Source organism: Variovorax multivorans (assembly GCF_051216835.1).
In the GTDB taxonomy this organism is placed as follows: domain Bacteria; phylum Pseudomonadota; class Gammaproteobacteria; order Burkholderiales; family Burkholderiaceae_C; genus Variovorax.
Map to the genome: position 1 here is coordinate 545,762 of NZ_JBPJZL010000007.1, position 10,190 is coordinate 555,951.

Consider the following 10,190-nt stretch of genomic DNA (forward strand, 5'->3'; position numbering starts at 1 on the left):
TTCGACAACGTCAGCGCCTGAACGTCAGATCTTGTTGCTGCCGAGGGTGAGGAATCGCTGTGGTGATGTCCGTCGCAAGCGGGAAGCGCAAACGACACCGGTGATCACAGCCAGCAAGATGATCGAGCACAGTCCATAAGAAAGGGCCTTGCTTGCTCCAGTTAGAACTTCGAAGTTCAACATCGCAATGCATAAGACAAACAGGAGCGCAGCGCTTGCAAAGGCCGGCAGTATTCGTACACGCCAGATTCCCATTCTTTTGCCGAGATCCGGACGACGGTGGTAGTACGCAAGAACTGCCAACGAAGTCAGCGCCATCAGCAGAATCACGCAGAGCGTTGCCAAGTTCGAAAGCCACGAGAAAAGCTGCAAGATCGGATCGGCGTCGAAAGCTGCGAAGGTCAGGACGACGACCGCAGCAATCAGACTTTGTGTTGCTGATCCAGCGTGTGGGCTCTGATGCACGCGATGCGTTGTGCCAAGCCAAGCGAGCAAAAGCCCATCTCGACCGATGGCGTAAAAGTAGCGCGCCGCAGCGTTGTGGAAGGCCAGCAGCCCTGCATAGGTACTGACGACGAACAGAAACCGGATCGCTGCGGTCAGCCTTGGTCCGGCGAAATGGTCGGACACCCCATAAATGAAGGTCGTCGGGTCCTTCAGAGATTGCAGGAGCGGAACGATCTTGTCGGCTCCAACCCCGATGATCAGCGACCATAACGTCAGGGCATAGAACCCACCGATGAGCAGCACCGAGACGTAGGTGGCCAGCGGGATGGTGCGTTCGGGATTCCTTGCCTCCTCTCCATAGATCGTTGTCGCCTCGAAGCCGATGAATGCCGCGAAGCAGAACAGCAGTCCGATCGATGGCGTGCCGCTGAAAACGTTCGATGGTTTGAAGGAATCGAGGTTGATACCGCTGTCGCCACCGGTCTTGAGGATCGCTATATCCAGGGCGAAAATGACCAAGTATTCAGCAATCACCATGAACGAAAGCAATCGCGCGGAGAGGTCGATGTTGCGGTAGCCAAGGATCGCGATGCTCAACATGGCGAGCATCGAATAGACCCACCAGGGTGCCTGAATGCCGAAAGTATCTGCCACGGTGGCAGCCATCACCGCGCCAAACATTCCGTAGAGGCCGATCTGCAGGATGTTGTAGGCAAACATGGCCAAGACACCAGCGGCCCCACCGGCGAGCCCTCCGAGGCCTGCCGCAGAAAAGGCGTAGAAGCCCCCGGCGTTCGTCACGTGGCGGGCCATCGTGGTATAGCCAACGGAGAAGCAAAGTAGGACAACGAGCGCTGCAAGCAGCAGCGCGGGCATGCCTGCGCCGTTGCCAAGCATGATCCCGATCGGAAAGCCTCCGGCGATCACACTCAGTGGGCTTGCCGCCGAGACCACGAAGAAGATGATGAAGTAGACACCCAGCGCATTGCGCCTGAGAGACGTCGAGTTGGCGGTTGGCAAAACGGAACTCATTATTCTTTCCTAGTGTGGCGACTCGATCGGGCTGCACGATGCGGGAGCGCAATTTCTCTGGATCGGAAGATCCTTCGGGCCAGATCAGAGAGGCGACTGTATGGGCGATGCAGCACGGCGCGGTAGCCCGAATCGGCAACGCTTGCGTAGGAGTTCGAGTTCGCAGCAGGCTTCGGGTGGTCCCGGAAGCAGGGAGCGGCAATGGCAGTTCTTGCCACGTCATGGAACGGGAAGCGCTGCGAAGGCCTTGGAGCGCCACTGCGTTTGAAGGGACGCGAGCACGGCGCATCGACGATGCGGTTCAACGCTCTTGGCTACGCGCGGCGCGCGATCTCCAAGTACGGCGATCAGGAGCAAAGTCGGCTCAGTGCAGCTACCGGGAGGCGCAACCCCTCGTTCTTACCTGCGCACAGTGCATTCGCCCAGGAGGCCTGGCTATGACACTGATTGATCCGATCTCGTCGATCGAAGCTGATTGACAGGCAACATGCCCTTAGTGACGAATCCTTGCCGGCAACCACCGCAGCGTCCCCGTGTCGGAGGTCTTCCTGCCGCGCTGTGCCGCCGTTTCTCTTCCACACGAATACTATCGGGACATTGAAGATCAAGTTCGTTGCCCTTGACTGCACTTCGGCGACCTTCTGGTAGATGGTTCTTCCGGGGCCGTTGCATATCGCCGCTCTGCAGAACGCCGCAGGCGCGCAGCCTGCCCAGTTCCCCGACTTCGTACATAACGAAGAGCGTGCCCCCTCTGCGATCTCGAACTTGCCGTTCCTGTCCTGCATCGCGACGGTGATCGTGCCACGCATGCGGCCGAGAACTTGCTGTCGGCTAGCGTCTCGGGCAGCGCCGCGCAGCTCACACCTGCACCGGGTGCTGATCGCACTGCCGCGACCCCGCATGCAGGCGCAGAGCGACACTCAAGTCCTTTGCCCGCGCAGATTCGGCCTTCCTGGTGGATGGAAATATGGTCCTTATCACCCAGCGCGAATGAACGACATGCACGTTCGACCGGAAGATGAGCGATCTGCTCGGCCGAACTGTCGCAGCAGGCCGAAGGGCCGATGGCACCGTCCGCTGCCGCATGGACCGCAGTTGACTGGTGGAGCCTGGCACGCGCCGCCCGACTTTCTACCCGCTGGGCCAAGCCATCGCTGCCCTAGCGCCGTGTGCCTGCACAGGCTTTGGGCCGGCAACGCCTGCTCACTCAAGTCACTCCAGTATCCCGTTTTGGCAAATGCGCATACGACGTTCCCGCGATCGGGAACAAGCTGCCGATTTGGGCTACCTCCGGCTTAAGGCATCTTCTTAGCATCGCTCCGGCTCACCAAATCTGACTGGAGAAATGAATGAGTGCGATCTTGCACAACGGGGCCGCTCCACGGCGCTGCGAAAAGAAGCTGTCGGCGTGGGCTTCATCATCCTCTTCGCCATCCCGGCGGCTAGCCCGCTGGGCATGATCACCGGGCTTTTCACAAGCACTGACAACAAAGAGTCTCCTCACCATGCGACATTCCAACGGTTTCCTGTCTTTGATCGCTTCAGCCGCGGCGATCGTGCTGGCCGTACCGGCCGGTGCCTATGAGCTATACAACGAGGGCAATGCGCAACTGAACGCCGATGTGACGGCGGTTTTTGGGCTGATGCGCAGCCGGTACAACTACGACGGCGCTTCTGGAGGCTCCCACTGGCGAGAGGGTTTCGCAAAGTATGGCCTGAGCGGACAGACGGGCCGGCTAGGCGCAGGCACGGCTTATGGAGGCTTCTCCGTGGTGAGTTCGGGCACCTGGGGCGATGGTGATCCCGGCGGCATGACGGATGGCAGCGAACGCCGGACCAACATGGAGGAGGCCTATCTGGGCTGGCGCTCGGGCGACCTGTTCCCGGCGCTGGGCAGTGACGGCGTGGACCTCTCGGCGGGGCGTCAAGTGATCAAGGTTGGCCGTGGCTTTCTAATCACCGACGACGGACTCAACTCCGGCAATGCCTTGGGCGGCGGAGGCTTGAGCCGGGGCGGGGCCTACTACATCGGCGCGCGCCATGCCTTTGCCCGCACGGCAGTGGTGCGACTAGGCGGCCAGCAGGGCTTGCATGGCAGTGCGATGTGGCTCAGGTCGGACAACCTCGCCCAGGCAAAGACGGAACTGGCTGTCGGCACATTGGACTACACCGGTGCTGCAGGCACTCTAGGCCTGACCTACATCCGTGGGCTCGACGTGGATGCGCGCTACGCCAGTCCGGCGCAGGCTTTGCGCAAAGGCATGGACGTGTATAGCCTACGCGGCGAAGGCAACGCAGGCATCCAGAATGCGGATTTCGCTTTCGAGTATGCAAGCCAGCGCAAGAGCTCGGGGACGGATACTGCCTGGCATGTCCAGGCGAGCTATGAGTTTCCCGATGTGTCATGGTCGCCCAAACTCACCTATCGGCATGTTCGCTATGGAAAGAACTGGGATTCGCTCTTCACAGGCGGCTACATGGGCTGGCTGCAAGGGGAGGTGGCGAGCAACTATGCCGGTCCCTTTAACACCAATACGCGCATCCATCACGTCGCGCTGACCGCTAAGCCTATCGAAACAGTGACAGTGGGTGCTCTCTTTTTCGACTTCAAGACGCTGCACGACCGTGCATTGCTCAATCGCGACGGGCGCGAACTCGATCTGTACGTCGAATGGGCCGCGCACAAGCACCTGATTGTGTCGCCGCTGATCGGCATCTACAGGCCGAGCGCACATGCGGGCAACGGTGGCACGCAGAGTGGCAAGGGCACCAATGTGTACGCACAGCTGCTGCTCATCGTGCCGTTCTGAACCGGATTGCGACCGTTCGAATCAACGCCTTGTGAGGCTCCGGCATAAGCGCCTTGCTTCAGGGGGCGAACGTGATCGAGCGGCGACTGAGTCCTCGCTCGGCACCGGGATGATGCGTTCGGACGGGCGCCTTGATGTGTTGCTTTAAATCGCGTGCAACTGCAGCCTGAAACGTATTCTCATTTCCATATTGACCGCGAAGATGATCGAATTGCGCCACTTACGCTACTTCGTCGCCGTCGCAGAGGAGCTGAACTTTCGCCGCGCCTCAGAGCGCGTGCACGTCGACCAAACGCCGCTTTCACGCACCATCCGCGACCTAGAAGACAAGCTTGGCGTCGTGCTGTTCGTGCGATCGTCGCGGAAGCTACAGCTAACGCCTGCCGGTGCCAAGCTGCTGGAACAGGCTCACGGCCTCTTTGTCCGGCTGCGGCGCATCAATCGCGTGGTGCGCGAAACAGATGCCCGCTATCGAGAGCCGCTTCGCGTCGGCGTGGCCGACGGTATCGCTCAGCCCCGGCTTTCCGAATGCCTCGTCCGCTGGCGTGTACTGGCACCCGACATCCCGCTGGAAGTCACGGAGATGCGTGCGATCGAGTTATTGGCCGCGCTGCGACGCGAGGAGGTGGATGTTGGTTTCTCTTTCGGAGTGCCAGACGACGAGACTATTGTTCGGGAAATGGCTTGGACCTATCCGCTGGTGGCGCTTCTCTCGCCGGATCACGAACTGACAACACGCGACGTACTGTCAGTGTCCGAACTTCTCGCCTTCCCCATTATTGCCTGCCACCTCGGCCATCTTCCGGGGCTGCGCAAGCAGATGGATGCCATGCGCCAGCAGTATGCGCCGAGACCCGTCATCGCCGGCGAAGCTTGCACTCTGGCGGGCTACGTCACCCGTGTCGCGGCTGGCTTGGGTGTTGGGGTGGCTGACGCAGGGCACATGGAGACCCTGTGTCGCACTGACGTGGTAGCCATGCCGCTGGCTGAGGACATCGGTATCACGACATACGTGCTGCACAAGCGCCAGGTGCGCGGCTTGAAAGACGCGCTGCGACGCTTTCTCGTTCACACCAAAACCTTGCACTGATTGCTATTCGTGCGCGGCGCGGTCCTGCCTCGCGCCACCGGCCATAGACAGGCCTCGCATCTCTTGGGATGCTGATCGCCGCCTGACGGGGCCGCGATCCTTCGCGCGCAGCTTCTGCCAAGCCTGAAGCCACTACACGTCCGCCTGCATGCGCCACGCCAAGCTCCGATGAGTGTGCGCGCTGCTGAGCGTCGATTTCAGACTCAAAGGAGCGGTGCCAGATCGGTACGCGCGTAAAAAGAACGCGGAAGTGGTCTATACCGAGAGGAGCAAGCGCCAGCTGTTCGGACAAATCATGGTGGTGCTGAGCGTCACGCTCGGGGGGGGGCTACGACGCAGTGGATGGCGTATGCGTTCGATTATCAGGCACGGCCCGACCCGATGCCAGGACGGCACATGCCGCCAGCACCGGTGCATCGGAGGCGCGCCCGTCCATGGCTCAATCCGCCTTGAAGCCGGTGGCAGCGACCACCTTGCCCCAGCTCGCAGTGTCGGCAGCGATCACGCGAGTGAATTCCTGGGACGTGGTGCCCGTGACGCCGAAGCCCGCATCCTCCAGTTTCGCCTTGCCTTCGGCCGACTGCACGGCCTTACGGATGTCGGTCTCCAGCCGAGCGATGACCTCGGGCGGTGTGCGGGCTGGCGCGACGATGCCGAACCACGAGTTAAAGGCCAACTGTGGGTAGCCCTGTTCGCGGAAGGTCGGGACGTCGGGCAGACTGGCGCTGCGCGTATCCCCGCTGGAGGCCAGCGCCAGCAGTTTGCCCGCTTTCACGTTGGCGGCAGTCAGACCCACACTCGCGAAGGCGCCCGCCACGTCGCCGCTGAACAAGCCGCCCAGCGCATCGCCGGTGGTCTTGTAGTGCACCGGCTCCGGTTTGAGGCCGACGGCATCGCCGAACAGGAAGGCACCGAAGTGGCCTGGCGTGCCGGCACCGAAAGTGCCCATGAACAGGTCTTTTTGCCCGCGACTCCAATCCACGAATTGCTTCATGTCACGCGCCGGCACCTTCGCGGGGTTGATCACCAGCATGAAGTTGGACGTGACCACCTGGCTCACGGGCACGAAGTCCTTCCTCGGGTCGTAGGGCAGCTTGTTGTAGCTGCTGGGCGCGATGGCCAATTGGCCTGTCTCACCCAGCATGAGCGTGTAGCCGTCGGGCTGTGCACGGGCCACTTCCGACGCGGCGATCAGCCCCCCGGCGCCCGGCTTGTTGTCGACGATGGCGCCGAGATTCCCCCACCCCTCGGACAGCTTCTGGGCCAGCAGGCGCGCCACGATGTCCGGGCCGCTGCCAGCCGGGAACCCGACGACGAGGCGTACAGGCCGGCTGGGATAGGCGGAGGCCGCCTGGGCGGGCGCCTGGGACGCCCAGGACATGCTCCCGGGTCCGACCAGCGCAGTGGCGGCGATGAGCGCGCGGCGGCGCGTGGCGGTGGTTTGGGCGGTCGTCATGGAGGTCTCCTGTCGGTGTTGAAACGGGGGGCGCGGCGCTGGCGCCATGGATCACTGCAGCGCGAAGAAGCGCATCACGACCTGGGCGGGGTGGCGCACGCCGACCCCGACGAACAGGCGCTCGGTGATCCAGTGCAGAGCCTCGCTGCGCGTCTCGAAAGAGGGTGCACAACGAAAATAGACCTGCGCCGGGTCAACGGGGGCGCCGCGCAGCAACTGCGCCATCACGTCGGCAGGCGCGGTGCGCATCGCACGGTTGCGCACGTAGATGCGGTCGCCGGCATCTGTCTCCAGACCGTAGCGGGCGTCGAGCTGCGAGACCGTGTCGCTTGCGATGCGCTGGAAATCGGCACCACCCGGCAGCACCCGCCCGCTCCAGCCATCGCCCTTGACATGGCCGCCCACGATGGGCACCACGCGGCGTAGTCCCTGGGCGCCGTCGCCCAGCACCAGCGGCTCGCCGACTTCGACGGATACATCGGCAAACCAGGTCAGGCGCGGCGCGGCAAGCGGATCGTTCTCTTGAAGGGTGGAAGTCATGCCTTAGCGTAAGTCCGGTGGCGGGGCGACGCTGTCATCCTGGAAGATGACGGGATTCCCCGTATTGCCCCATGCACACCTGGATTCCCGATCTGCCCGCCGAGAGTGCCGAAGCGTCATTGGCGCAATGCCTGCCGGTGGTGGTGCGTGCGCTGGGCGAGCCGACGTTTGGCGTTTGCCTGCTCAAGGCCATGGCGTCGGCCCTGCCGGTGGGGTCGTTCTCGGTCTACCGCACGGGGTCGCGACCGGCCATCTTTCTGAGCGGCAGCCGGGGCATGCCCGACACCACCCGTGACTGTTGGCGCGCTTACCTCTCGGGTCCGATCCAAGGGGACCACACCTTGCGCGAAGCGAGCGCGCCGCAGCTGCGTGTGTGCCACATCACTGCGCGGGAGGTGCCGCCGGAACACCGTGCCAAGGTGTACGACGCCCATGGCGTGATGGAGCGTGTGTCTGTGGTTGAAGAGGAGCCTTCTGCTTGCGACGACGCGCTGTTCGCGGTCAATTTCTATAGGCACACCCATCAGCGCCCGCTGAGCGATGCGCAACTGGCCGACTTCGGCTCCGCCGGGCGCTTGCTGATGGCGCTTGCGCGCAAGCACGTGGCGCTCACGAACGTCGACATGGCGGACGACCTCGGCGCCCGGTTGCTGGCGTGCTGTCCGGCGCTGACTGCGCAGGAACTCAACGTGTGCCTGCGGCTGCTGCGCGGCATGACCCAGGATGGGATCGCCTCGGACATGGGCCTCGCGTTGCCCACCGTCAAGACCTATAGGAACCGCGCTTTCGGGCGGCTCGGGATCCACTTCCGCAACCAGTTGTTTGCGCTCATGCTGCCGGAACATGGGTCACCCAATGCCTGCTGACTGCAGGGGCAATACGGCATCCGATCGGATCGGGCGAGTTCTGGTAACCCTTGCACCGTTGAAACTTCATCTCATGGCTGTGGATGAGAGAGATTCCGCGCCTACTGCAACTCACCGCGGCGCGAGAGAATGGCGTCTTCGCTGTGTGCGGCTGTTTGACAGGTTCAAGTTAGAGCGACTGCGAGTCAGTACTCGTCACGGTATTTTCGAACTGAGGGCGTGTGCCATCTTCTCAATCTCAACGCTCAACTCTTCCCCGATGTTCGCGTCGACGTAGACCGCCCGTTCATTGGAGGATCTCGAGGGTGGCGTAGCAATCTCCAGACTGGGAATGCTGTGGGATTGCTTACGCAAATACCCCGGATGCATGGGCTGCCTGTGCTGAACTGGGGCGTTCTCGACACCTACGGATTTCGATCCTTGCCTTGGCGCGTACGATCCTCGCACGTGTGGGATGCCATGTGGACGCGGTAACCCGCGTCAACAAGTGCAGGCACTGACGGCCATGGGCGTGACGCTCAAGTGGCCAGCAGGAGACGGGACGCACCGTTCAGTTCAAGCTGCCCCTGCAAGATTCGCGTTCGAATTGCGCTCCGACATCAGAATGAAGAAATACGACTGCATGATGCTCATAGCCTGACACGCGAGGCTATCGGTCATTGCGGAACTCCAGGACGTACCCCTGGCGGTGCACCGTGTGAATCAGCTTCAGATCGAACGGATCATCCAGCCTCTGGCGAAGTCTCAGGATGGCGACGGTGACAATGTTGTCGTGCCGATGATTGGCACCCGATCCCCAGACAGCCTTGATGAGCCTTGCGCGCGACATCACCTGGCCCCTGTGAGCCACCAGCACATCCAGAAGCTCGAACAGCGTGGCACTGAGGCGGAGGTCCATGCCTTGACGAATTGCCTTGCCGCGCTTCCGGTCGATGGCCAGGTCCGCCAGGCGGAGCAATGCGGCGTCCGGACTCTCGTCGCGGGATGTCAGCGCCCAGGCGCGCGTCAGCAAATCGTCCATGCGCAAGGCCCGGCCAGGTACTCGATGGCGCCCGGCGCAAGTCCTTCGACGCGGTCCGCCAACTGGCCTCGCCCGGTCAGCACCAGCAAGGGGGCGCTGGTCATGCGCCGAACCGAACCTATCGTCGCCTGGGTTGCTTCTGGTGGTGCAACGTCGAGAAGAATCAACGCGTACGGTTTGCCGGTGGAAAGCCGCAATTCGGCATCGCCGGGGTCGGCCACGTCGACTGCAAAGCCGGATCGCCAGAGCGCACTGCCGAGTTTGCTGCGCGTTTGATTTTCAGCCCCGAGAAGCAGGATGTTCATCAGCAGGCGCTCCTTGCCGTCGGCGCTCTCCGTTGGACGTCGAGAAGCGTCGAAGACGGCGCCGACGGAACATCCGGCGCCGCCAGCGTGCAGCGGCGATCGGTCCTGTTCACGTGGCCGTCGATCAGAAAGGCGCCAACCACAAGCGCGAGCACGGCAGCGTGTGCAATCGGAAAGCTGGAGAGGTGTTTCACTTCTTGTCGTCCGGTTTGCCGCGCAGCAGCGACTCGGGGTGGCGTTCGAGGTAGTCGGTCAGCACGTGCACCGACGCGGCTGCGCGCGTGAGCTCCTGCAGCGTCTGTCGCGCGTCCTGCTGCAGCGGCGAGTCCTGCGCGAGCGTGCGTTCGACCGCGCTCATAGTCTTGCGCGCATCCTTCATCGCCGCGATGGCTTCCGGCGCTACGTCGTTGTTCAGCGTCGTTGTCAGTTGCTCGGCGCTGGTCAGCGTCTTGTCGAGGCTCGCGAGCGTGGTGCGCAGGTCGTTGCCGATCTGCGCGAAGGGCACCTTGTTGACCTTGGACACGATCTCTTCCACCTGCGACTGCAGCGTATCGAGGCCGTTGGGAATGGTCGGCAGCTCGAGCGGTTCCCTGGTCACATCGATCGTGACGGCCGGCGCCTTC

General features: G+C 62.5%; 9 protein-coding genes and 1 pseudogene. 3 read left to right on the forward strand and 7 right to left on the reverse strand.

Annotation, left to right across the window (positions count from 1 at the left end):
* Window positions 1-24: 24 nt before the first annotated feature.
* A complete protein-coding gene (locus ACSFCA_RS21570) occupies window positions 25-1,479 on the reverse strand; it encodes an APC family permease (RefSeq protein ID WP_435460550.1) in 1,455 nt (484 codons plus the stop codon).
* A gap of 1,505 nt (window positions 1,480-2,984) precedes the next feature.
* Between ACSFCA_RS21570 and ACSFCA_RS21575 the strand changes: the two genes are divergently transcribed.
* Window positions 2,985-4,289: a hypothetical protein gene (locus tag ACSFCA_RS21575; protein WP_435460549.1), complete on the forward strand. Its 1,305-nt coding sequence runs from the start codon at window positions 2,985-2,987 to the stop codon at window positions 4,287-4,289.
* Window positions 4,290-4,479: 190 nt separating this feature from the next.
* Window positions 4,480-5,379: a LysR family transcriptional regulator gene (locus ACSFCA_RS21580; protein WP_435477368.1), complete on the forward strand. Its 900-nt coding sequence runs from the start codon at window positions 4,480-4,482 to the stop codon at window positions 5,377-5,379.
* Between the two features lie 439 nt (window positions 5,380-5,818).
* On the opposite strand, the gene ACSFCA_RS21585 is transcribed toward ACSFCA_RS21580, so the two are convergent.
* Window positions 5,819-6,835 carry a Bug family tripartite tricarboxylate transporter substrate binding protein gene (locus ACSFCA_RS21585; RefSeq protein ID WP_435460547.1) on the reverse strand — a complete coding sequence of 339 codons (1,017 nt, stop codon included), beginning with the start codon at window positions 6,833-6,835 and terminating at the stop codon, window positions 5,819-5,821.
* Between the two features lie 51 nt (window positions 6,836-6,886).
* On the reverse strand, window positions 6,887-7,375 hold the full coding sequence (locus ACSFCA_RS21590; RefSeq protein WP_435460546.1) for a DUF3237 domain-containing protein: 489 nt from the start codon (window positions 7,373-7,375) through the stop codon (window positions 6,887-6,889).
* Window positions 7,376-7,446: 71 nt separating this feature from the next.
* Between ACSFCA_RS21590 and ACSFCA_RS21595 the strand changes: the two genes are divergently transcribed.
* Window positions 7,447-8,241, forward strand: coding sequence for a helix-turn-helix transcriptional regulator (locus ACSFCA_RS21595; protein WP_435460545.1), 795 nt, complete (start codon window positions 7,447-7,449; stop codon window positions 8,239-8,241).
* Between the two features lie 649 nt (window positions 8,242-8,890).
* Here the strand turns inward: ACSFCA_RS21595 and ACSFCA_RS21600 are convergent.
* From ACSFCA_RS21600 to ACSFCA_RS21615, 4 genes and pseudogenes are all read right to left on the reverse strand, one after another.
* Window positions 8,891-9,262: a winged helix-turn-helix domain-containing protein gene (locus ACSFCA_RS21600; RefSeq protein WP_435460544.1), complete on the reverse strand. Its 372-nt coding sequence runs from the start codon at window positions 9,260-9,262 to the stop codon at window positions 8,891-8,893.
* A complete protein-coding gene (locus ACSFCA_RS21605; protein ID WP_435460543.1) occupies window positions 9,247-9,567 on the reverse strand; it encodes a response regulator in 321 nt (106 codons plus the stop codon). Before ACSFCA_RS21605 ends, ACSFCA_RS21600 begins: the two co-directional genes overlap by 16 nt.
* Window positions 9,567-9,761 carry a hypothetical protein gene (locus ACSFCA_RS21610; protein WP_435460542.1) on the reverse strand — a complete coding sequence of 65 codons (195 nt, stop codon included), beginning with the start codon at window positions 9,759-9,761 and terminating at the stop codon, window positions 9,567-9,569. Before ACSFCA_RS21610 ends, ACSFCA_RS21605 begins: the two co-directional genes overlap by 1 nt.
* Window positions 9,758-10,190 (reverse strand): annotated as a pseudogene (locus ACSFCA_RS21615) (mammalian cell entry protein); the annotation flags it as partial. The gene ACSFCA_RS21610 and the pseudogene ACSFCA_RS21615, both read right to left, overlap by 4 nt.

Excerpts from the sequence above, each read along its gene's own strand:
- ACSFCA_RS21570 (WP_435460550.1), bottom strand. The coding sequence starts at position 1,479 with ATGAGTTCCGTTTTGCCAACCGCCAACTCGACGTCTCTCAGGCGCAAT.
- ACSFCA_RS21575 (WP_435460549.1), top strand. The coding sequence starts at position 2,985 with ATGCGACATTCCAACGGTTTCCTGTCTTTGATCGCTTCAGCCGCGGCG.
- ACSFCA_RS21585 (WP_435460547.1), bottom strand. The coding sequence starts at position 6,835 with ATGACGACCGCCCAAACCACCGCCACGCGCCGCCGCGCGCTCATCGCC.
- ACSFCA_RS21600 (WP_435460544.1), bottom strand. The coding sequence starts at position 9,262 with ATGGACGATTTGCTGACGCGCGCCTGGGCGCTGACATCCCGCGACGAG.
- ACSFCA_RS21590 (WP_435460546.1), bottom strand. The coding sequence starts at position 7,375 with ATGACTTCCACCCTTCAAGAGAACGATCCGCTTGCCGCGCCGCGCCTG.
- ACSFCA_RS21605 (WP_435460543.1), bottom strand. The coding sequence starts at position 9,567 with ATGAACATCCTGCTTCTCGGGGCTGAAAATCAAACGCGCAGCAAACTC.
- ACSFCA_RS21595 (WP_435460545.1), top strand. The coding sequence starts at position 7,447 with ATGCACACCTGGATTCCCGATCTGCCCGCCGAGAGTGCCGAAGCGTCA.